The sequence below is a fragment of the Chryseobacterium lathyri genome, assembly GCF_019970085.1.
GTDB classification, from domain to species: Bacteria; Bacteroidota; Bacteroidia; order Flavobacteriales; family Weeksellaceae; genus Chryseobacterium; species Chryseobacterium lathyri.
Window position 1 is genome coordinate 1,131,418 of the sequence record NZ_JAHXYG010000001.1, and the last position, 23,586, is coordinate 1,155,003.

The window sequence follows — 23,586 nt, forward strand, 5'->3', positions numbered from 1 at the left end:
TTTCCTAAGATAGTGAATTTTTCAATTCCGAAAAGATTTATTGAAAGTCCTCATCTTCCATTAATTCATCAACAAAGAACCAAATATCTTCACGGTCATATTTGTCCGGAAACTGGTGCCCGTTGAGAATGAAAATAGGAGTGAAGTTCAGACCGTTGTTGCTGTTATCCTTGGTCATTTCAATAAATGGCGTTAAATCTTCTGTTGTAGACGATCCCGATAAAGAGACGATCTTGTTTTCATCTTTTGTTTCAAACCATTCTTCAACAGCTTTCAAAAATTCTTTTTCAGGCTTGTTGTGATAAATATGTTTAAAAGCTGAAAGTAATTTGGTGTATTTCTCATCAGCTCTTTCCGTAGAGTAGTTGAAACGGATCTGTACAGAAATGTCATCAGGATATTTTTCAAGAAGCCCTTCCATGATCTTATGGCCGTCTTTACAAAAACCACAATAAGGATTGGATACAATTGAAAGACGAAGTTTAGAGTTTTTATTGCCTAATACGAAAGTCTCCGTATCCTGGAATTCTATTTTTTCATTTTCTAAAAGCTGGCTTTTGAAAAGTTCATAATTTCTTTTAAATCTAAGGTTTTTAGCATTTGATTTCTGAAGACTTTCTTTTTGAGAAAGAATGTTGCTGAAATATAAAACAGAAGAGAAAACAAGGATCCACAGAACAGCTGTTAATAATAGAATTCCCACACTAAACGGTGTACTTTGAAAAAACAGAATGCTAAGTACTAATTGCCCTAACAAGATTGAAATAATCAGTAGACATACTCTGCAGAAAGCCTTTTCTACAAAAGCCTGGATGTATAATGAATAGGCAATGGCCAATACGGAAACAAGTGTAAATCCTTTTACAATATAAGCTGTTGCCGGTAAGAAAAGCCCCAGTATGGCAAGCCCTGTAAAGTAGATCAGAGAAAAATCTGAGAATTTTAAACCAAAAATACTTGTTTTATCCTGCTTGATGATCTTGTCACATGAATTGGTAGTTTGTTTGGCAGAGGTATCTCCACAAATACTTCCGATTACTGTAGAAGTATTTCCGAATTTCTGGTTGAAGATCTCCAGAGAAATATAGACACCTGCCAGGGAAAGAATATTAAAAAGAGCCTCGTATATCGTTTGAGTGAAAAAAGAGTAGCCAAGAATGATGGCGAAAACAACATATAAAAGAGGTTTAAAATCAAAGGCTGTCTTATTTTCCGCATTTTCAGTTTTTTCAAAAAGTAGGACGAAATCTGTTGATTTTTTATGAAGTTCTTCTTTATTGAGTGTTTTGGCTTTTTCAGAATAAACCGAATAACTGGCTCCCGATTTCTTTACCAGAGAAAAGGAATTATCTACGATCGCGATAAACTCTTCCGGCAGCTCATCCCAATATTCCTTATCAAGTTCATAAGCATCATTTTTTACGCCCATAAAGTTAAGCGTATCACTAAAAGCCAACGCAGAAGGATAGTTTGGATGGGAATTGAACTGAAAAGAAAACTCCTGTTTATCAAGTTTTAGATAGTTAATTAGCTTGTCGAAAATCATAGTAATATTTTTAACTAAAATACGCAGATGTTTTAAAAAAACAAATTTTTTTTCTATTAAGGGTGAGATATAAGGATGTTTTGGTGGATTTAATTTGAATATCAATAATTTGTTAAAGAAAAAAATGTTTCGCCTCTGATTATCGAACGTATCTGTACTTTAGAAGATTAGTTGTTTTTTCATATCAGCTTTTTATCAACTCAGGTAGGTTATAATTTTCAATTGCTTTTTGTTTTAACAGGTTTTTACTCCATTTCTCTCATTTTTCCGAGTAAGGATTATATCCGCGCTTTACTCATCATCATGTATAATTATTTTACAGAAATATTCATTTTAGTTTCTAAATTTAATTTTACTTTTTATTTATTATAGTTTGACCATAAAGTAAAATGATACGTGCTAATGTTTTGTTGTTGCTAGATTAAAAATAAGTTGAATCTTCAATAATATTATTAAATAACTCTAATTTTATGGTTATAAAAAAACTGCAAAAACATGAATGCTTTATTTTTAAACAAATGTTTAGTTTTGTGAATTTTTATTAGTCTATTTTATCTTTTTATGTTGATTGATTACTGAATCATAAATTTTGTTAAGGTTCTAATTTTCAAGGTTGAACACAAAAAAACTTAAAAAATCATAAAGTTTTCTTAAAGTTTTAAAAAACACTGGAAATGTTTTTGTATTTATAAAATATATTGTACTTTTACATCGCCTTGAATGAGGGAACAAGTCAAGGTAATAAATTTTTTTTCATCATTTGTGTTTTTAGAATCGTATCGCCTGATACGATTCTTTTGTTTGTTTATTACTTTTCGTAATTCAACAAGAGATCAATAAAGTAAGAATAAGTAACGGCACCTTCTTGCTGGTTGCTTTTTAAAAACAAATTATTCGTAAACCCGAAAAAATCATCCAACCAGCCCTGATGTCTGAAAATAAAACTCCTTTCGTACATCCGGTCTCTTTTCATTGCCGGAGAATATTGTTTAAGGACTGATTTTACAAATTCGGGGTCTTCCTCAACAATAAACCTTAAAAGACTTTTTAACGTAAAATATTCAGTACTGTACCTTAAATCTGTATTTTTGGAATTCACACCAATCAGATAGCCTATGAAATTGGCTTCCTGCTCTCTGGCAAAACCAAGCTGGTGAGAACTTTCATGTGCAGAAGTAAACGGAATAAGAGTATGGGGAAGTTCTGCATTATATTGGGCCTCTGCTGTAAAAGGGTTATAATATCCCAGTATTCCTGTGAAATTCATCACACTTTTGAAAAGACTTGGTTTAAAAGCATTGATCTGTGGAGCACTTTTATCCGAAATATATTTCGGAAGCCGGGCTTGCTGATGCAAAATTTCTGTCTGGATAGAGGTAAGATCGGTAATAATGAATATTCCGTTTTTATCTTCCCGAACGGATTGTCGGGTAGCTTTGCATTTTTCCAGATAGCGTAGGGCTAATGTTTTTGCTTTACCAATTTCAGGTTCTTTTTGGCTGGAAAGCTTCTTAATGACAGGATCCTGAAAATAAAGCATTCCCCAAAAGACCTGGTAGATGAAGTAAAAGATATTAATCGTAGCCAGAAGCTTCAAAATAGCCCCGTTTCTGCTTTTCTTTTTAAAACATAAAACAAGACAGTATAAAAGAAAAATTCCCAAGAGAATATAGATAAGATCTCCGAAAGAAAAAGGAATCCAGCTGAAAAGTATTTGATGGAGCTTTTTCTGGAATTCGAAAAAACGTTCAAAGAAATAGATCGTTATTCCGGACTTTGAGAAGCCATAGAACAAAAGAAATTGGGCAAGTAATACACCTGCCCAAAATCTCTTTTTATATATTATTTTTGTTGTATTAGTGACCACTGCCTTTAGAGATTTTATCCAGATCAATACCCTGGGATTTTAAGATCCCTGTTACACGGATTGCATAGAATGCAAGATAAGCAAAACATACAACACCTACGATATAGCTGAAATGAATATTGGTTTTATCTGCAATATATCCCTGGATAAAGCTTACAATACCACCACCCATAATCATCATGATCAGATAGCCTGAACCTTGGTTGGTGTGCTTTCCGAGACCGTTGATTGCAAGAGCAAAAATACAAGGCCAGAGGGTAGAACAGAATAATCCTACACTGGTAAAAGCGTATACTGATACCATTCCTGTTGTAAACATTCCTATCAGTAAGGCGGCTATACCTGCTACAGAGAAAATCAAAAGCATTCTCGCAGGGTTTCCTTTACTCATAATGTCACAGATGATCATCACAATAATAACAGCACCGTATACATAGAAAGGTGAAAGGTCATGCTTAGCAATTGCATTCACTAATAAGAATACACCGAATGCAAGATAAGGGGCAAGGAATCTTAGAATCTTTTTGAATCCGGCACTCAGGTCAAATGCTTCTACTGCACCCGTCCAACGGCCTATCATTAATGAAGCCCAGTATAAGGAAATATAAGGCGCTACATCTTTGGTTTCAAAACCTAAGCTTTTTTCCATATAAGCAGGAAGGTTACTTGCTGTAGAAACTTCTACGCCTACATATACAAAAATTGCGATCATACCCATTACCAACTGAGGGTATTGAAAAGCGGATGTTTTGTGATCTCCCGGAATCACATCGTCAGTATCCTCTATAATAGTAGGAGTGATTGCAGGAAGAGAGGAGAACTTAAGCATGATGGCTACCAGCACAAATGCAACTCCCAGCATAAGATAAGGGACCTTTACGCTTTCGATACTTGCTTCTGTATTAGCTGCAGATGCAGCACCAAAAATCGCAAATGATACGAGAAGCGGTCCGATGGTTGTTCCCAGGTTATTGATTCCTCCCGCCATGGTAAGTCTCTGAGATCCTGTTTCAGATGGTCCCACTTCAATAGCTAGTGGATTCGCTACAATCTGTTGTAATGAGAAACCGAGTCCAACAATGAACAAACCGGAGATCATCAACGGAAACGATGCCAGATTTGCTGCCGGATAGAACAGTAAAGTTCCTGAGGCCGAAATAAGAAGACCCAAGATAAGACCATTTTTGTAACCTATTTTATTAATAAGATCCTGTTTCAAACCTTTTGAAACAGCCATATAAATTAAAGAACCCACGGTGTACGCCACATAAAAGCAAATCTGTACGAGCATACTTTCAGTTTGGGTCAATTTAAAGGCTTTTTGGAAAACTGGTATGAGAATGTCATTACTTGCCGCAACAAATCCCCAGAAAAAAAACACAGTAACCAAGGGAATAAACTGTCCCCAATTGGTTTGTTTAGAATAATTTGACATGTTTGTTAAAAATTTCGCAAACAAATATAACTATTTCTTTTAAATAGAATGTTCCAGCAATGTTTTTTTTATCTCTTTGTAAGCTTTTGTTTTCAGATCTCTCGGAGAATCTGATGGTTCCATGATTCCGTTGAAATATACTTTTACTTTTCCCGGGTAACCTTTTGCACTGTCGAAAGGAAATATTTCTTTCAATCCTACAAAAGTGTACACTGCAATTGGAGAGTGATGTTTGGAAGATAAAGTAAATGCTCCGTCTTTAAATTCATCAAGAATAATAGAAGTATCGTCAGGAACGCCGCCTTCTGGGAATATCGCAATACTATTTCCTTCTTCCATCTTTTCTGCACATCTTCTGTAAACATCTGCACGGCTTCTTGCGCTGCCTCTGTCTACCATCACACATATCCTTTTATAGATGGTACCGAAAATGGGAATTTTTACAAGTTCTTTTTTGCCTACAAAACAGATCGGATGATGGGGCATCAGGATGCAGGCAAGCATAATATCCATAATGGAAGTATGATTCGAAATGAAAACGTACGGTTTACTTTTGTCTTTTTTCTGGTCAGAAAGATTGATGAGATCGTACCTCAAACCCATGCCGTAAAACATTCCAAAACACCAGATCCGGATAAATTTGTAAGCATATTTGTAATGCTTTTTATTAAAGGATAAGATATAGACAGGGATTCCCAATGTGACCGTTAAAAAAAACGCCAGCAGCAGCAGCCATAGTCTCCAGAGATGATTTAAAATTTTTGTCACTGCTTAACCGTTAAAAATTACTTTCTTTTTCACTGAATAATTAAGTATGGAAACCAGGAGGATTGCTGCAATCTTACTGATCATTTCAGGGCTTAAGGTATAAAAAAATAAATTGATATTGTCCTTAAAGATAAAGCTGTAAAAAATCTGGAAAAAGCCTAAGCTTAATAAAGTTGAAATGAAGGATACTCCCATAAAATAAGCAAACTCTTTTCTTTTGGAATGCTTTCCTCTTTCAAAGACAAACCAGATGCTTAGGAAATAGTTGCTGATGATTCCACAGCATGTAGAGAAAATATTACTTAAAGGATAATGTATGCCATGAAAATTGGTTTCTCTGGCGAAAACATGCGGAAGGTAAGTACTGAATGCTTTGAAGCTTCCAATCTCTACAATAGCACTGAGCCCCCCGGCAATAATGAAGAACAAAACCTGTTTCTGGCGTATTAGTAATTCTCTCATTCAATATATATGAGGTGCAAATTTATAACTATATGTCAATAATGGAAGAATAAAAGAATATTTTAAAATAAAATATTGATTTAATAAATTGGTTTTTTCAGTGAAATATATGGCGGTTTAATTTCCGGTATCATACATAGTTATAAAAGTCATGCGTCTGATATTCATTAGTTATAATTATTAATAATGAATGGGAAATTTCTTTTTATCATTTCAAAAAAAAATTAAAAGCGATAGCAACATTGATGTCTAAAAGGAATCTGAAAGTTTCAGCCAAAAATAATTTGGTAAGCATATGTTAAACATTGAAAAAAGTTGTTAAATTATTTTTTTGAACCAAAATAATTTCTAAATTTAATATTCAGAATGATGTAATTATAACCTGATAATAAATTCATTTTCAACTTCTTGTGTTGATGGTTTTTTCTATCTTGTAATGTGCGGTATAACGCATACTACCATAATTTTTACGACCCAAATTATAACAATATTTGTATGAAAAGTCAAAACAAATACAGAAAATTCCAGCTTCAGCAAAAAAATATTGAAGCTCTTGAGAGAGAAAATTCCCGCTTCAAAAGAGTGTATTCAGAATATGAAAATATGACAGACGAATTGTGGAACCTAGAAAACTCTACCAATGAACCTGTGCCTGATGATTTTATCAACGCCATCATGCTTCAGAGCTCTTATCTGGAAGATGAAATTGAAGACTGGCTCATCAAATTTGATAACCAAAAAGCTGATATAAAACATTAGAAGCTTCCAGTCTGTTTTTAAACGCTATTTGAAGATAAATTCATAATTTAGCATCCTTAAACTAAAATGTAAAATATGGTTGCTATTGTTGATAGTGGGTCTACCAAATCAGATTGGGTGATACTGGATGATTTCAAAAAAGTGTTTTTAAAAACAGAAACCATCGGCTTTAATCCCAATTTTATCAACAGAGAACTTATTGTTCCTGAAATAGAAAAGAACAGCAGCCTTATATTAGTCAAAAATTCCATAACCAAGATCTTCTTCTATGGCTCAGGCTGCGGTGTGAAAAAAAACTGCGAAACTATTGAAGAAGAGCTTAAAAGGATATTTACAAAAGCAGACATCGTTGTGAAAGAAGATCTTATGGCCGCAGCTTATGCCGCATATAGCGGAAAGCCAGCTGTGGTATGTATTTTAGGTACAGGATCAAACTCTTGCTATTTCGACGGGAAAAACCTTAAAATAGAACTACCTTCCCTGGGTTTTCTTATGGGAGACGAAGGAAGCGGAAGTGCTATCGGGAAACAGCTCGTGCGCAGATACTTTATGAAAAAATTGCCGGCAGATCTTCATACAGAATTCGAACAGAACTATGGACTGAAGATTGAAGATGCATTGAAAAACATGTATCACAGCCCGCGACCTAATGCCTGGTTGGCGGATTTCAACAAATTTGTCATCGAAAGAAAGGAACATCCTTACTTTAAAAATATGGTGTACGAAGAAATGAAAAATTTCTTTGAATACCAGGTAATTCCATATCAGGAATCAAAAGAAGCCGAGATCAATTTCATCGGCTCTATCGCTTATTATTATGAAAGTACCCTCCGCTCTGTTGCGGCAGAATTTCATTTACATGTGGGCCACGTTGTCCAGAAACCTATCGAAAGTTTAGTAGACTACCATATTAAGTATATACTTTAATAAAAAACAAAATTCTATGTCAAGTAAAACCCACCGCGACGAAAAGAACTTTAATCAGGCCGCGTTAGATTATCATAAAGCCGAACCTAAAGGAAAGATCGAAGTTATCCCTTCAAAACCGCACTCGTCTCAAAGAGATCTGTCATTGGCGTACTCACCGGGGGTGGCGGTTCCTTGTATGGAGATCCATGATAAACCGGAAACTGTGTACGACTACACAGGTAAAGGAAACCTGGTAGCTGTAATTTCCAACGGAACAGCTGTATTAGGACTTGGAGATATTGGAGCTGAAGCTTCAAAACCGGTAATGGAAGGAAAAGGTCTTTTGTTCAAGATCTTTGCAGATATCAACGTTTTTGATATTGAGATCGATGAAAAAGATCCGGATAAATTCATTCAGATTGTAAAAGGTATTGCTCCTACATTCGGAGGAATCAACCTTGAAGATATTAAAGCTCCTGAAGCGTTCTATATCGAACAGAAGCTTAAAGAAGAACTGGATATTCCTTTAATGCACGATGACCAGCATGGAACGGCAATTATTTCAGCTGCTGCATTGATTAATGCTCTTCAGATCGCTAGCAAAAATATCGGAGAAGTGAGAATGGTAGTAAATGGAGCAGGAGCCGCAGCCATTGCATGTACCAATCTATATATTTCTCTGGGTCTGAAAAGAGAAAATGTTTTAATGTGTGACAGTAAGGGAGTGATCAATCATAAAAGAGAAAACCTTACGCCTGAAAAAATTGACTTTATTGCCAATACAGATATCGAAACACTTGAAGATGCGGTAAAAGGTTCAGATGTTTTCATCGGTCTGTCAAAAGGAAACGTAATGACTCCGGAAATGCTTTCCAGCATGAATGAGAATCCTATCGTTTTTGCTTTGGCAAACCCGGATCCTGAAATTGCTTACGACCTTGCCCTTGAAACCCGTAAAGATGTGATCATGGCAACAGGTAGAAGTGATTATCCTAACCAGGTGAACAATGTATTGGGATTCCCTTATATTTTCCGTGGAGCATTAGATGTTCAGGCAAAAGGAATCAACGAAGAGATGAAGCTGGCAGCTGTACACGCTATTGCAGATCTTGCAAAAGAACCCGTACCGGAAGCTGTAATATTGGCTTATAATGTTCAGAACCTGCAATTTGGAAGAGAATACTTTATTCCAAAGCCGTTTGATAACAGGTTAATTACGAAAGTATCCAGCGCTGTAGCAAAAGCAGCCATTGAAAGTGGTATTGCCAGAAAAACCATCGAAGACTTCGAAGAATACGAAAACCAGCTGCTGGACAGAATGGGAAGAGATGAGAAGCTGGTAAGAATGATGCAGAGCCGTGCTAAATCGAATCCAAAGAGAATTACTTTAGGTAACGCTGAAGAATATAATGTATTGAAAGCCGCACAGATTCTTTACGAAGAAGGGATTGCTTTCCCAAGTCTGTTAGGAGATAAAAAATACATCAAAGAGCAAATGGAACGTTTCGGTATCACCCTGGATATTCCGATTATAGATCCAAGTGATGACGATCAGAAAGAAAACAGGAAAAAGTACAGAGAAACTCTTTGGAAACTTCGTCAGAGAAAAGGGATGAATGAGTACAAAGCGAAAAGATATGTGCGTCAGAGAGATTATTTCGGTCCGCTAATGCTGAGACATGGAGATACAGATGGCCTTATCGTTGGTTTCTCTAAAAACTATACTTCAGTGCTCCGTCCTGTTTTAGAAGTTATTGAAAAAGATAAAGGAGTAGACAAAATAGCAGCAATGATGATGATCCTTTCAGAAAAGAAACCTATCTTCTTCGCTGACACATCCATCAATCAGAATCCTACAGCGGAAGATCTTGTGAATATTGCTAAAATGGCTGAAATCACAGTGAAATCTTTTGCAATAGAGCCTAGAATTGCCATGCTTGGTTTCGAAAACTTTGCCGCAATTTCTGACACTTCCAAAAAAGTAGCCAAAGCAGTAAGCATTCTCCACGAGAAATACCCTAAAATGGTTGTTGATGGCGAGATCCAGCCGGATTTTGCCATGAATGCAGATCATTTAAGCGATTATCCTTTCTCAAAATTAGGAACAACTCCTGCCAATACTTTCGTTTTCCCGAATCTTGAAAGTGCCAATCTTTCTTACAAGATCATCAGAGGAATGAAAGTGGCACAGGTGATCGGACCAATCTTGATGGGATTAAAGCAGCCTGTACACGTTTTACAGATGCGTTCAAGCGTAGATGAAATTGTAAACTTAGCTACTGTGGCGGTTCTTGATGCCCAGAGAAGAGAAAAGAAAAACTCTGAAAAAAAATAGCTAAATGCTGAGGCCGCCATAAATGGCAGTTTGATAATCATAAAAATAACAGAAGGCTCCTATTTTGGAGTCTTTTGTTTTTATATTAATTCCTTGAATTTACGATCAAAATTTAAGTTAAAAATCATTCGCACGTGAAATGAAAATATTAATTAGTTTAAATTGCTATATTTGGGAGTTTTAAAAATTAATAATGATATTTTCCTTACAAGGCAGTGTTCAAGAACTTACACCCACTTACGCAGTGATCAACGTACAAGGAGTTGGTTACTATGTAGGTATCAGTTTGATGACCTCCCAGGCTCTGGCCCTGAATAAGCCGGCATTCTTATTTACTCAGCAGATCATACGGGAAGATGCTCATCTTCTCTTTGGATTTAACACTCGTTCAGAAAAAGACATGTTCAATCTGTTAATAAGTGTTAACGGAGTAGGAGCTGTTTCTGCCCTTATCCTCCTTTCCACCTTGAGCCTTGAGGAGATCGCTTCAGCCATTCTCTCCAAGAACAGTGCACTGATTCAAAAAGCCAAAGGAATAGGTGCCAAAACTGCAGAAAGAATTATTGTAGATTTAAAGGATAAAGTCCAAAAATTCAGTATTGGAGAAGAAAATATTTCTTCTTTTGTGGATAATAAAGTCAAGGAAGAATCGTTATCTGCATTAGAAGTTTTAGGGATTCCGAAACGAATGAGCGAGAAGATCGCAGACAGGATGATGAAGCAGAATCCTGAGATCTCCGTAGAAGAATTGGTAAAACAAATTTTAAAAAACATTTAACATTTGGTGGCGAATAATAAGCATCTGAAAATATTTTTGTTCCTGTCGTTCCTGTGTATGTCAGTAAGTGCCTTTGCACAACAGGTACGTGATACTGCGATCATAAAGAAAGATTATCAACTGGCTGACCCTACAAGGTATGAGGCCTTTTATGACATAAAAACAGGGATGTACTATGTATATCCTAAAATAGGAAATACCTATACAGGTCCTCCTACAGCCATGTCTCCGGAAGAGTATAAAGAATTTATGCTCGCAACGCAGTCTAAAGCTTACTACAAAGAAAAATCCGATAAGTACAGTCTCCTTTACAGAAGAGATAGAACGGACGCCCGTAAGAAAGGTCTTATTCCGTCTTTGATGATCAACAACAGGCTGTTTGAAACTATTTTCGGAAGTAATAAAATAGAGATCATTCCTTCAGGATATGCCTCTTTAGATTTTGCCGGACTGTACCAAAAAATAGATAATCCACTGATCCTGCCACAGAACAGGACCAGTTTTACCTTTGATATAGACCAGAGGATACAGCTTGGATTATTGGGTAAAGTAGGAGAGAATCTCCAGTTGAAAGCCAATTACGATACCCAGAGTGGTTTTGCATTCGAAAACAGGATGAATCTTGTATGGCAGGCAAAAGGAAACTGGAAAGACCTTCAGACTAAAGGTCTTGGTGAAGTAGACAAACCCAGTGCAGGAGGAGAAGATAAAATTATTAAAAGAATAGAATTCGGTAACGTTAATATGCCGCTTTCTACCAGTCTTATCCGAGGCTCGCAGTCATTATTCGGGGTAAAAACAGAATTCCAGTTAGGGAAAACCTATGGAACAGTAGTTCTTTCCCAGCAACAGGGGGAAGCCCGTAATATTGTAGTACAGGGTGGAGGCGTTATGAATAACTTTAAAGTCAACGCTATTGACTACGAAGACAACCAACACTTTTTCCTGGGACATTACTTCCTGGACCGTTATGATAACGCACTGGCCAATTATCCACAGATTAACTCCACGGTAAATATTACCAGGCTGGAAGTCTGGGTACTAGACCAGGGAAACAGTAACCTGGCATATCAGAAAAGTATTATTGGTATCCGAGATTTGGGAGAAGGTGCTTCAGGATTACCGGACAACTCTCAGAATGGATTATACCCATCTATTAATGCAGCAATAGGTCCAAGAGAAGCTGGTAAAAATTATGCGACAACCTTTCAGGGGCAGATGTTCCCGGGAAGTGCGCAGCCTTACGATAACGGAGAACAGTTTATTTTTAATACAAAAGCAAGAAGGCTGAATGCCAATGAATATACATTGCAGCCTCAGTTAGGGTATATTTCACTGAACCAGAAGCTGAACGATAATCAGCTTTTAGCCGTTTCCTATTCCTATACGGATGGTACCAATAAGGTTTATAAAGTAGGGGAATTCTCCGAAGAAAGCCCGGTGTTGGTTACCAAAGTTCTTAGGGTAAACAATAAAGTGAATACTGAGTCTCCAATGTGGGACCTGATGATGAAGAACATCTATTCTCTGGATGCAGGCCAGGTAGCACAGGACGGGTTTATTCTTAATATTTTCTATAGAGATCAAAAAACAGGTGGCAAGGTAAATTATCTTCCAGGGACCAGTGTTCAAGATAAAAATTTACTGAATTTATTTAACTGGGACCGTCTCAACATGAATGGTGATATTCAAGCCAATGGTGGTGTATTGGGAGATGGTATTTTTGATTTTGTCAACGGGATTACGATCAGGGCCGAGACAGGAAAAATAATTTTCACTAAAGTTCAGCCGTTTGGAGATTATATGCAAAGTTTGGTTGGAAACGACCCTCAATATGTACTTCATGATCTTTATGATAAACAAAAAATAACCCCTTCAAACGTACCACAGCGATATACCATAGAAGGACGGTATAAAGGAACACAGGGGCAGGGAATTTCTCTTGGCGCTGTAAACGTTCCGCAGGGATCTGTAAAAGTTTCGGCGAATGGTGTTCAGCTGACAGAAGGGGTAGACTACACCGTGGATTATATGCTCGGAACAGTAACCATCATCAATGAAAATGTTAAACAGTCCGGACAGGCTATCAATATCTCATTAGAAAACCAGCTTACCTTTAATACCCAGAGAAAAAGATTCTTGGGATTAAACCTGGAAAGAAGATTCAATGAGAACTTTATAATAGGGGGAACAGTTGTTAACTATTCCGAATCTCCGCTTACTCAGAAAGTAAACTACGGGCAGGAAGCTGTTAATAACACAATGGCCGGCATCAACATGATGTACAACAATCAGGTTCCTTTCCTGACAAGGCTTACAGATAAGATCCCATTTGTAAATACAGAAGCTCCATCGAACCTGAACTTTAAAATGGAAGGGGCATACCTTCTTCCGGGATTGAATAAAGGAACAAATGATCAATCTTATGTAGATGATTTCGAACAGACAACGTCTAAAATATCCTTAAAAGAACCGACTGCATGGAGCTTGGCTTCAAGACCAGAGAAAAACTTGGCGGCACCATTTAACGGAGCTCCTAGTGATGACGCTGTGACAAGCGGTTATGGAAGAGGACTTTTATCATGGTATAATATTGATCCGAGATTCTGGGGAGTAGGAGGAAGAGCACCGGCAGGAATTACAGCGCAGTCTGTTTCCAACCACGCATCCAGAAGAGTTCAGTATTCCGAAATTTATAATAACAGAGATTTTGTTGCAGGTGAGCAGACCTTCACCAATACTTTAGATATTTCTTACTATCCTCAGGAAAAAGGTCCATACAACGTTAATCCGGGTTCCGAAACAGCGGCTTCCAGATGGGCGGGAATCATGAGACCCATCAGTGTTTCCAATTTCGTTAATTCAAATATAGAATATGTTGAATTCTGGATGATGGATCCTTATGCGGATGGAACTGTCTTAGGTGATAGAGCGAGACTTTTACTTCAGTTAGGAAACGTTTCCGAAGATATCCTGAAAGACGGCAAAATGCAGTATGAAAATGGTCTTCCTACTCCTGGAGCGCCCTCTACTACTACAACTTCCAATTGGGGAGTACAGCCGAAACAGCCACCAATTCTTTATGCGTTTTCAAGTGAAGGTGATGACAGAAGATCTCAGGATTTAGGATATGATGGTTTAAGCTCAGATCAAGAATCTATGAGATTCGGAAATACATTTGTTAACCCGGTTACCAATTTAGTTGACCCTGCTGTGGATGATTTCGTATTCTTCATGTCGGATAAATTTACAGGTAATCAGGCGGCATCACTTGTTCAGAGATATAAATATTTCAGAAACCCGGAAGGAAACTCTCAGGCCAATTCATTGGAAGTGGCTTCACAGACTCCGGACGCAGAAGATATCAACAAAGATTATAACCTTGACCAGACAGAAAGCTACAATGAATATGTTGTAAAACTAGATAAACCAAGCCTTGCCTTAGGACAGAACAATATCGTAGATGTAAAAACGGTGAAGGCTACCTTCCAGAACGGACAGTCTTCTGATGTGAAATGGTACCTGTTCAGAATTCCTGTTTCGAAATATGATGGAACGGATGCTGAAGGGGAGCGAAGTGCATCAGTGCTTAACAACGTAAGATTCGCGAGATTAATGCTTGCCGGGTTCGAACAGACTTCTACTTTAAGGTTCGGGACAATGGATCTTGTAAGATCAGACTGGAGAAGATATCCAAATCAGATTGCCAGCCCTACAGTATCTTCACAACAGGAAGGGGTAGGTATAGCACAAAATAATAACTTCGAAGTAGGAAGTGTAAATATTGAAGAGAATGCCCTGAACCAGCCTCCTTATGTATTGCCTCCGGGAATTGACAGACAGGTGTTGAGTGGAAATGCGGGAGCACAGAGACAGAATGAAGCTTCACTTTACATGAAGATAGACGGTCTTGCCGGAGAAGCAAGAGGAGTTTTCAAGAATACTACTCTGGATATGAGAAGATATAAAAAGCTAAAACTTTTTGTACATGCTCAGGACCCGACAGACAGATATCAGGGTATCGATTCTGAATCTAAATTCTTCATCCGTTTCGGAAGTGATGCTACGGACAACTATTATGAATATGAATCTCAAATGTTGCTTACGCCCAGGACAGCAACTACACCTTTTGAAATCTGGCCTGTTGAAAACAATGTGGATCTGGAAATCCAAAACTTTGTAGATGCCAAAATTCGAAGAGATAAGAGTTCATCTAATATTGTAGACAGAATCATGGATCCTAATTTTGGAGATGAATCAAAAAGAATTTATATCAAAGGGCGTCCAAGTTTAGGAAATATTACTACCATTATGATTGGAGTAAGAAATGCGAGCCGTTCAAACTCAATTACCAGGATTCTTTGGGTAAATGAGATCCGTCTTTCTGAAATTGAAAATGATGGAGGATATGCAGGTAACGCAAGTCTGAACTTTAACCTTGGAGATTTTGCTACTGTAAATACGAGTGCATCTTATACATCCGTAGGTTTTGGTAATATAGATTCAAAGCCGGCAGAAAGAAACCAGTCTACACAGTCTGCATTCAGTATTAATACTGCTGTAAACGTAGATAAATTCCTTCCTGAAAAAAGCGGGATGAAAATTCCTTTAAACTATTCCTATTCACAAACTATTGAGGATCCGAAATATAACCCTCTTGATACCGATGTGGAATTCAGCAAGGCAGCCAACAAGGAACAGCTTAAAAAAGTAGCAAGAACTTATACACAGCAAAGAAGTATTGGCGTTGTCAATATGCATAAGGAAAGGGTAAATCCAAATAAGAAACCTAAATTCTATGATATTGAGAACGTTTCCGTAACGGCAGTTTATAATGACGATTATTACAGAGATATTTATACCTCAAGAAACTATAGACAATATCTGAGAGGTTATGTTGATTACAACTATACTTTCAAACCGTGGGTAATTAAGCCATTCAACAAAATGATCAGCGATACGGCGAAATCTACAAAATATCTGAGATGGATCAAAGAATTCAATTTCAACCCGGTTCCTACAAGATTATCTTTCAGAACTGAAGTAGACAGAAATTACAATGAGCTTGAATTTAGAAATGTAGAAGCAATCTTAAGCGGAAATACCGGTGATAGTTTTGCTGCGATCAAAAACAGAAACTTCTTCTTCGGGTGGCAGTACGGTTTAGGATTCAACTTTACAAAATCATTAAAGTTAGAAATCAACTCTGCAACGAGAACCCTCAATGATAATGTAGATGTAAATGGCATGAGTGACAAGTCTATCTTTGGAAATGTATTCAGAGCAGGTAGACCGGTATTGTACAATCACAGAGTACAGCTAAACTACAAACTGCCGTTCCAGTACCTTCCGTATTTAGATTTCATCGATGCAGAAGTTGGGTATGGACTTACATACAACTGGAATGCAAGATCTACCGCACTTCTTTCAAGTCCTGAAGGAAGCCTAGGTTCCGTAGGTCAGAATACAAACGTGATTCAGGCTACGGCTACTGCGGATATTCCGAAGTTCTTCGGGCAGTTTAAATATTTCAAAAACATTTCTGCAAAACTGCAGAAGCGTAAACAGGAAATTGACTCATTGAACAACGCATATACACAGCAGTGGGAGAAGAAAAGATATAGATATAAGAGCTATAAATTCAAAAATAAACTGACAATACTGCAGAGCGCAGCTTTCGCACTAACATCGTTCAAACAGTTAGATATTAATTATTCTGAAAATAACGGAACGGTACTTCCAGGTTTACTTTCAGCACCAAATATGTATGGATATGGCCAGACATTAGGAGGCCCTACGATTGGATTCCTTTTCGGATCACAGGCTGATATCAGAAGAACCGTGCTGGAAAATGGATGGGTAAGTGATTCCCCTTATATGACCGATCCTTATGTGAAAATGTCAACAAAAGAATTAAGGGCCAATTTACAGATCGTTCCTATCAATGATTTCAGAATTGATCTTAGTGCACTGCATAACTACAACAGAAACTTTTCACAGTCTGGATTTAATAACCGAAATAACCTTGGAACTGCAAATCATGATTATGCATTTGCGAATGATCAGGTAACTTATTCTAACTCTGTGGTACTTCTTAAAACGTCATTCAAAGAGACCCAGGCCGTTTATCAGGCAATCAGGGAAAATGCAATGATCCTTTCCCAGCAGATGGGATTAGGAGAAGTACTGAACAGTGATGGCTTTGCAGATCATTATAGTATTGCCAATGCTTATGTATTGATCCCTGCATTCCGGGCGGCAGTTGAAGGCAAATCTGTTAAGCAGATGGGAAATGCTAAAAAAGCAGGTCTTCCGATTCCAAACTGGAAGATTACCTATTCAGGTTTAAGAAACATTCCGATCATTAATGGTCAGTTCTCTAAATTTGATATCCTGCACGGATATACCGCGACCTATACGGCAACTGGTATCCAGTCAAGTATAGATTACTTTAACAGGCTTTCCGGTGGAAATGCATTTGATGTCAATAATGATTACATCAATCCGTTTACATTCTCTCAGGTTGGTTATGTAGAGTCTTTCTCGCCACTTATCGGTATAGATGTTACCATGAGAAACAATATGCAGTTTGGACTTCAGTATAATAGAAACAGGATGATGCTATTAGGATTGGTCAACCATACTCTTACTGAAGACTCCAATACGGAATATGTAGTAAGACTTGGATATATCGTTAAAAACTTCAGACTTGGTATGGCCAATACGAGAGGATCTAGGGGGAAAGGAAGTGACCTGAACATCAGAGGAGATATTTCACTGAGAGACAGCAAAACTTCCATCATGAATATCCTGTTGAATGATTCACAGATCACCGGAGGACAGAAACTCATGAATATAAAGCTTTCTGCAGATTATAACGTTTCAGAAAATCTGAACCTGAGAGTATTCTATGAGCAGATGACTTCCAAATACAAAATATCAACGGCATTTCCGTTGTCTACCATTAGGGCCGGTCTGTCTGCAACATTTACATTTGGAGACTCAGGTGGTGGTTTCTAAGAAAAAATTTAATACATAATTACTAAAATAAAAATCCCTTTCTGTAAAAGAAGGGGATTTTAGTTTTAATTCACGTTTTTTGGAATAGCTTGGTTTATATGGTATCTTTATGGCAAAAAATTATATGAGAAAAGCAATATTGATTTTTGGGATGATATTTTCAGGTTTAACTTATGCCCAACAGGCTACAAATTTAGCTGTTTTGGATACAAGAGATGTGAATTCTCTTCCATCCGCCTATAGCCAGATAGCAAAAGTAGAATTTAAATTCAGAGATGTAGTACAGGTGCCGGGAATAGGAAACTACTCATCGATGCTTACTATAGCACCTTGGGTTGATAGTTCAGGTAATAAAGTACACCAGCTTAATTTTAATGATGGAGGGGTATTCTATAGAAATGCCTCGCAGGCAGACAGTCAATGGGGGAATTGGAATCAGTTATTAATGGCAAATGTTAATGGAGATGTGGGGATAGGAACTACAGATCCACGATCTAAAATTGATGTTTGGGGGAATATTTTAACTGGAAATACTAATGCTACAGAAGGTATTAATGCATTTGCCATAAGATATGAAAATGGATCATTAAATAATTGGGGATCTTTAAGAAGTTCAGCCGCAACTTATATGAGCTTTGGAGCTAAAGCAGACAATAATATTGGAAATGGATGGGTATCTAGTAATGGAACTCTGAACTTTTCTAAAGTAGCTATAACATTAAATGATGATGGAATCAAATTTTTAACATCTCCTCAGCAAATGATTGCATTAAATTCACCTGTAGCTATGAATGAGATAATGAAAATTGCAGTGAATGGAAATGCTGCATTACAAGGAAAGTTTGAAGCAAAGGAAGTAAAAGTAACCCTAACACCAACAGCTGATTTTGTTTTTGATGAAGAGTATAAGCTGCCGGAATTAGATGAGGTTGAAAAGCATATTAAAGAAAAAAAGCACCTTCCTGAAATTGCATCAGCAGCACAGATGGAAAAAGAAGGAGTTAATATTGGAGAGTTTCAGATTAAGCTTCTTCAGAAAATTGAAGAACTTACGCTGTATACGATTGAGCAAAATAAGCAGCTTAAGATACAAGCAGATGAAATTGAAGTATTGAAAAAACAGATAAACAATAAAAAGTAATGATGAAAAGAAACATATTCCTTTTTTGCTTATTTTTTCATGCTTTATTGTTTGCTCAGGAAAGTGAAGCAGGTGAACCTACTTTTAATTTATTTTTCAATAATAAAGTAGGGTGGCAAGAAAAGGCTATTTTTGATAATCTGTATGTACAGAGTGCGGATCAGAAAACAATAAGTATTACTAGCCTATTTACTATTATTGATAAAATAAAGCTACCAGATTTAAATAATGATGATATAAAAAAAGAGGCTTCCGAAATTGAACTAAAAGAGAATAAAGGCATTGATATTTATGGTAAAATTGTAGATAGTGATGCAAATATTGCAGATATTAATAAGAGATTTAAATATCAAGACAGATATTATAATATTGTAGAAATTACTTCAGATAATGCTCAATCACTGCAAGCATATTTTAAAAACTATAATTTACCTAAGGGAGCGACTCTTTTTCTTTATGATAACGAAGGAGAAATGATTTTAGGAGCCTTTACTTCTAATAATAATCCTAAAGAAATGGTCCAAGAAGGTTACAGCTTTATGACACAGCCGGTAATTGGGAGTAAAATTTATCTGGAATTATCATATCCTATAGATTCTCCAGAGGTACCCAGTCTTACTCTAAAAAGTGTAGTACACGGATTCAAAAATTTTTTTAATAAGGGAGGAGCATTTGGAAGTTCCGGAGATTGTAATAGAAATGCTGTTTGTAATTTTGGTAATGGCAATAATGATCTTGCAAGGAATATTAAATCTGTAGGTTTAGTTTTAGCTAATTACAAGAAGTTATCTGGGGGGTATACTTTTAGTTGCTCAGGAACATTAGTAAATAATGGTAAACAAGATGGAACTCCGTATTTTTTAACCGCAGAGCATTGTGTTGGAGCATCAAATACAATGAATGCTAATTGGAAAAATGAACTGCTAGTACTATTTAATTATGAAACTCCTAATTGTGACAGTAATGGTTCGAATGCTCCGTCGAATGTTTCAAATAATTCTGTCTTAGGGTGTGAATTGCTGGCTGATAGCCCTAAAACTTGGAGAGATTTTGCATTACTAAAATTAAATACTACAAAAGAGGTATTGACAAGGTATAAAGTATGTTATGCCGGATGGGATAATAATATTAGTTCTTACATAAATACGACTACAGATAGGTATAGTATCCATCACCCAAGTGGAGATGCAAAAAAGATTTCTTTAGCAAGGCATGTTTATCCTACAACAGCTAATTATACTCCCTTATCTGTAGGCGATTTTTTAAGTGTTATTTTTAAAACTGGAGTCGTAGAAGGAGGCTCATCTGGCGGTCCACTCTTTAACAGCCAGGATAAATTAATTGGTTCTTTATCTACTTCTGATAATGATTTGTATTGTGGTTCAAATAATTTTTATTGGATGTGCGGAGAGTCTGTTTGGGATTGCGCTCCTGCAGGATATTCTCGTTTTTCAAGTAACTATCCACAAATGTCGGCTTGGCTAGATCCAAATAATAGTTTAATACAATCCATTGGGCCATATTGTCCTTCTAATGATATTTCTATTGGAGCTCCTATAATAGTCAATCCAAGCGGATCTACAGCATTAACATTTGATCAGGCGGTTGATATTAATCGAGCGAGTGTTCACCCATCACAGACATTCGGTAAAAAAATTTATGTCCCGATTGATCAAAACAATAATAATCCACTACTAAAATTATCAAATGACAATGTTATTGCAACTAGACTTAATTTATTAGATCCTGTAAGTGGAAAGCTGATACTTTCAGGAATATATAAAGTTGTAGATTGTAACAAACTACAATATATAAAAGATATTGAGATTCAAATGAAGAATCCGCTTAGTCCTGGGACTAATCAAAATGCTTCAGTTATTGGAGTTGGTGACAATAGAGTTATAGTACGTCTATATAATGCTGTGGGGAATAATTATAATGAAGAAGTACAATCATATAAAATTGTAAACAAGGAATTGGTTTTTGAAGGCTGGAAAACATTATTTCAAAATTTTATTGGCCATTCTGATCTAAAGTTTTATTACGAGAATAATCGAGTGGTGGTCATTGACCATTATCAAGGAGTTTTGTATTCTTGGTATAATAATAATGGAAATTGGGTTTCAGGAAATTCTCAAACAATTACTCCCTTTATTGATATTAAAATGTTAGATGATAAATTTTTCCTTTCAGACATGGATTACTATTCTACAGGTGGTAGCAATAAAATAAGAGTCTATCAGTTTCAAGCTAATTCACCAAATTACAGTTTACTCAAGACCTTTACTAATTTATACAACAGTAATAATACACCATTTAATATGTATTCATCTGCATGGAAGGTGTTAAATATTTCTAAAAGTAATAGTAATTCTAATGGTTTTTATATTAATTACATACACAAGAGCCAGGGAGACCCATTTAATCGTATTGTAGAAATAGATTTAAGTAATAGTTCAACCAATCATCTTAATTTGGGCGGAGATTATAATTTAGATTTTGATGTTTATGGATGGACACTATATTCTTCACATATTATTAATGGTAAGATAATTCAATTAAGGTATAAAAGTCAACCGTCATATCAATCACCAAATTACCCAATACGGATAGCTGTTTTTGCAAAAAATCCAGCTGGAGTTTGGACTTTAGAAAAAGCTCAAACTTTCTTTCAAGATTATGATTATGCTATTAATGATAAATATCTATTACAATATACCGTAAAATCAGGAGTGAATATTTTAAATATACGAGAACTAGAATATTTATTTCATCCGGAAACGATTTATGATAACAGTACTATAAATACTGCAGGATATAATATGATTAAAGATCTGACACATGATTCCTATTGGTATGGAATGAGTTTTGGAAAAGAAGATTATACGAATAGAATACTTGGCAACAATAATATCTTCAAAGCTAAGCATATGAATATAAATATTAATTCACTGGATAATAAAACCATTATTTTATCTGATTTTACAAAACAAATAGAAGGTTATAAGAGGGTAGAGGCAGTTGCAAAATATGCTATTTTTATGAAACCTGGATTTTCTGTTTCATCTTCTACGGGAGCGGAGTTTCATGCTGTACCTCAAATGAATATTACAAATGCAAATATTCCTCTATGTTCATTTACATTTGATGATATGCTTGACCCTAAGTTGGGACAATATTTTCAACAACTTTATTTAAGACAGGGAATAAGAAATCCAAGCTCTGCTCATTTTGGAGAAATAGTATATATAGCAAAAGATGAAGTATCACTACAAAATATAAACTATAAAATCTATCCAAATCCTACCAAAGACATCCTTAATATTGATCTCAATGGTAAACATTTTAAAACATTGGAAGTTTATTCAATCGAGGCAAAAAAAATTATAACCCTCGATATATCATCAAAGACGATGATTGAAATTAACATGTCACAGTATCCGGCAGGTATTTACATGGTTACTTTAATTGATTCAAATGGAAAAACTTTTCCTAACAAAGTCATAAAGAAATAATAATTTAAGACATAGGAATCGCTGCTTCGGTAGCGATTTTTTATTTTGTCTCCAAAATTTGATTAAGATATCCATTACCTCTTTGAAGCTTTTATTATTTTGAATACATTTGTACAAAATAAAAATTAAAATGAATACACCATCAGAATTAAAGTACACTAAAGATCACGAATGGATCAAGATTGAAGGTAATGTTGCTACAATCGGTATTACAGACTTTGCACAGGGAGAATTGGGCGATATCGTATACGTAGATGTAGATACTGTAGATGACGATCTTGAAGGGGCGGCTGTTTTCGGAAGTGTAGAAGCAGTGAAAACTGTTTCAGATTTATTCCTGCCTATTGCCGGAAAAGTTATTGAGTTTAATTCAGAGTTGGAAGATCAGCCTGAGCTGTTAAATACAGACCCTTATGGAAACGGATGGATCATTAAATTAGAAATTGCTGATGGTGCAGATCATTCAGAACTGCTTACTGCAGAAGAATACCAGGCAATCATTGGATAAGGTTTCAAAAATATTTAGTAAGATTTTGCCCATTTATTGGGCATTTCTTACTTATATGCTCCTAAAACCAGGCGAAGAAAATAACGAATACTGGTTCATGTTCAACGGTATTGATAAAGTTTTGCATGTGAGCATATTTGCAATGTTGGGTTTCTGTTTCATTGCCACTTTTCACAAAATTAAATTTTTATATTTCTTTCAGATCATCCTTATATATGCTTTCCTTACTGAAATCTTCCAGGAAGAAATGGGCTTAGGCAGATCCATGGAATCTTTAGATATAGTAGCAGATACTATAGGATGTCTGATTGGATACTCTATATATAAGGTATTAGTTAAACGTTTTTTCTAAACCAAACTTTCTTATTTTTTTTCTCAACGACGATTGTGGATAACTACGCTATGTGCATAAAGTATTAATAATCAAAATACTGTATTAATACTTATCCCCAATGTAAAATGTATGTAAATTTTATGTTAAATAAGTTTGTTTTGCGTTTGAATAAGTTGTTATCTTTGCCGCACTGAAAAACGAGAGTGGTC

The 23,586-nt window shown here is 36.0% G+C and carries 14 protein-coding genes; 9 read left to right on the forward strand and 5 right to left on the reverse strand.

Annotated features, from left to right (window positions below):
* Positions 1-37 precede the first annotated feature (37 nt).
* The 5 genes from LC418_RS05245 to LC418_RS05265 form a co-directional block, all read right to left on the reverse strand.
* Complete coding sequence (locus LC418_RS05245; protein WP_223558331.1) at positions 38-1,546, reverse strand: vitamin K epoxide reductase family protein; 1,509 nt, start codon at positions 1,544-1,546, stop codon at positions 38-40.
* 808 nt (positions 1,547-2,354) lie between these two features.
* Positions 2,355-3,440 carry a DUF3810 domain-containing protein gene (locus tag LC418_RS05250; protein WP_223558332.1) on the reverse strand — a complete coding sequence of 362 codons (1,086 nt, stop codon included), beginning with the start codon at positions 3,438-3,440 and terminating at the stop codon, positions 2,355-2,357.
* On the reverse strand, positions 3,403-4,848 hold the full coding sequence (locus LC418_RS05255) for an MFS transporter (protein ID WP_111957395.1): 1,446 nt from the start codon (positions 4,846-4,848) through the stop codon (positions 3,403-3,405). The genes LC418_RS05250 and LC418_RS05255 overlap by 38 nt, the downstream gene beginning before the upstream one ends.
* Before the next feature lie 39 nt (positions 4,849-4,887).
* Positions 4,888-5,616, reverse strand: a complete 729-nt coding sequence (locus LC418_RS05260; protein WP_223558333.1) for a lysophospholipid acyltransferase family protein — start codon at positions 5,614-5,616, stop codon at positions 4,888-4,890.
* A 3-nt stretch (positions 5,617-5,619) separates the two neighbouring features.
* The gene (locus LC418_RS05265; RefSeq protein WP_111957399.1) at positions 5,620-6,078 is read right to left on the reverse strand and encodes a GtrA family protein; all 459 of its coding nucleotides are present in this window, start codon (positions 6,076-6,078) and stop codon (positions 5,620-5,622) included.
* A 495-nt stretch (positions 6,079-6,573) separates the two neighbouring features.
* Here LC418_RS05265 and LC418_RS05270 point away from each other — a divergent pair, with 495 nt between their 5' ends.
* From LC418_RS05270 to LC418_RS05310, 9 genes are all read left to right on the forward strand, one after another.
* Positions 6,574-6,837 (forward strand): hypothetical protein, encoded by a 264-nt coding sequence (locus LC418_RS05270; protein ID WP_111957401.1) that lies wholly within the window; start codon positions 6,574-6,576, stop codon positions 6,835-6,837.
* A 75-nt stretch (positions 6,838-6,912) separates the two neighbouring features.
* Positions 6,913-7,764 (forward strand): BadF/BadG/BcrA/BcrD ATPase family protein, encoded by an 852-nt coding sequence (locus LC418_RS05275; protein WP_111957403.1) that lies wholly within the window; start codon positions 6,913-6,915, stop codon positions 7,762-7,764.
* 16 nt (positions 7,765-7,780) lie between these two features.
* Complete coding sequence (locus LC418_RS05280) at positions 7,781-10,081, forward strand: NADP-dependent malic enzyme (protein WP_111957405.1); 2,301 nt, start codon at positions 7,781-7,783, stop codon at positions 10,079-10,081.
* A 193-nt stretch (positions 10,082-10,274) separates the two neighbouring features.
* On the forward strand, positions 10,275-10,859 hold the full coding sequence (ruvA, locus tag LC418_RS05285) for a Holliday junction branch migration protein RuvA (RefSeq protein ID WP_111957407.1): 585 nt from the start codon (positions 10,275-10,277) through the stop codon (positions 10,857-10,859).
* A gap of 57 nt (positions 10,860-10,916) precedes the next feature.
* Positions 10,917-17,879 (forward strand): T9SS outer membrane translocon Sov/SprA, encoded by a 6,963-nt coding sequence (sov, locus tag LC418_RS05290; RefSeq protein WP_223558346.1) that lies wholly within the window; start codon positions 10,917-10,919, stop codon positions 17,877-17,879.
* 124 nt (positions 17,880-18,003) lie between these two features.
* Positions 18,004-19,020, forward strand: coding sequence for a cell wall anchor protein (locus tag LC418_RS05295; protein ID WP_223558334.1), 1,017 nt, complete (start codon positions 18,004-18,006; stop codon positions 19,018-19,020).
* The gene (locus LC418_RS05300; RefSeq protein ID WP_223558335.1) at positions 19,020-22,535 is read left to right on the forward strand and encodes a T9SS type A sorting domain-containing protein; all 3,516 of its coding nucleotides are present in this window, start codon (positions 19,020-19,022) and stop codon (positions 22,533-22,535) included. The genes LC418_RS05295 and LC418_RS05300 overlap by 1 nt, the downstream gene beginning before the upstream one ends.
* A gap of 130 nt (positions 22,536-22,665) precedes the next feature.
* On the forward strand, positions 22,666-23,043 hold the full coding sequence (gene gcvH / locus LC418_RS05305) for a glycine cleavage system protein GcvH (RefSeq protein WP_111957411.1): 378 nt from the start codon (positions 22,666-22,668) through the stop codon (positions 23,041-23,043).
* Positions 22,985-23,395 carry a VanZ family protein gene (locus LC418_RS05310; protein WP_338075514.1) on the forward strand — a complete coding sequence of 137 codons (411 nt, stop codon included), beginning with the start codon at positions 22,985-22,987 and terminating at the stop codon, positions 23,393-23,395. Before gcvH ends, LC418_RS05310 begins: the two co-directional genes overlap by 59 nt.
* The last annotated feature ends 191 nt before the right edge of the window (positions 23,396-23,586 follow it).

What these genes read in the sequence shown, in the direction of transcription:
- LC418_RS05295 (WP_223558334.1), top strand. Translation starts at nt 18,004, where the DNA reads ATGAGAAAAGCAATATTGATTTTTGGGATGATATTTTCAGGTTTAACT.
- LC418_RS05300 (WP_223558335.1), top strand. Translation starts at nt 19,020, where the DNA reads ATGATGAAAAGAAACATATTCCTTTTTTGCTTATTTTTTCATGCTTTA.
- gcvH (WP_111957411.1), top strand. Translation starts at nt 22,666, where the DNA reads ATGAATACACCATCAGAATTAAAGTACACTAAAGATCACGAATGGATC.
- LC418_RS05280 (WP_111957405.1), top strand. Translation starts at nt 7,781, where the DNA reads ATGTCAAGTAAAACCCACCGCGACGAAAAGAACTTTAATCAGGCCGCG.
- LC418_RS05265 (WP_111957399.1), bottom strand. Translation starts at nt 6,078, where the DNA reads ATGAGAGAATTACTAATACGCCAGAAACAGGTTTTGTTCTTCATTATT.
- LC418_RS05245 (WP_223558331.1), bottom strand. Translation starts at nt 1,546, where the DNA reads ATGATTTTCGACAAGCTAATTAACTATCTAAAACTTGATAAACAGGAG.
- LC418_RS05275 (WP_111957403.1), top strand. Translation starts at nt 6,913, where the DNA reads ATGGTTGCTATTGTTGATAGTGGGTCTACCAAATCAGATTGGGTGATA.
- ruvA (WP_111957407.1), top strand. Translation starts at nt 10,275, where the DNA reads ATGATATTTTCCTTACAAGGCAGTGTTCAAGAACTTACACCCACTTAC.
- LC418_RS05270 (WP_111957401.1), top strand. Translation starts at nt 6,574, where the DNA reads ATGAAAAGTCAAAACAAATACAGAAAATTCCAGCTTCAGCAAAAAAAT.
- sov (WP_223558346.1), top strand. Translation starts at nt 10,917, where the DNA reads ATGTCAGTAAGTGCCTTTGCACAACAGGTACGTGATACTGCGATCATA.
- LC418_RS05255 (WP_111957395.1), bottom strand. Translation starts at nt 4,848, where the DNA reads ATGTCAAATTATTCTAAACAAACCAATTGGGGACAGTTTATTCCCTTG.
- LC418_RS05310 (WP_338075514.1), top strand. Translation starts at nt 22,985, where the DNA reads ATGGTGCAGATCATTCAGAACTGCTTACTGCAGAAGAATACCAGGCAA.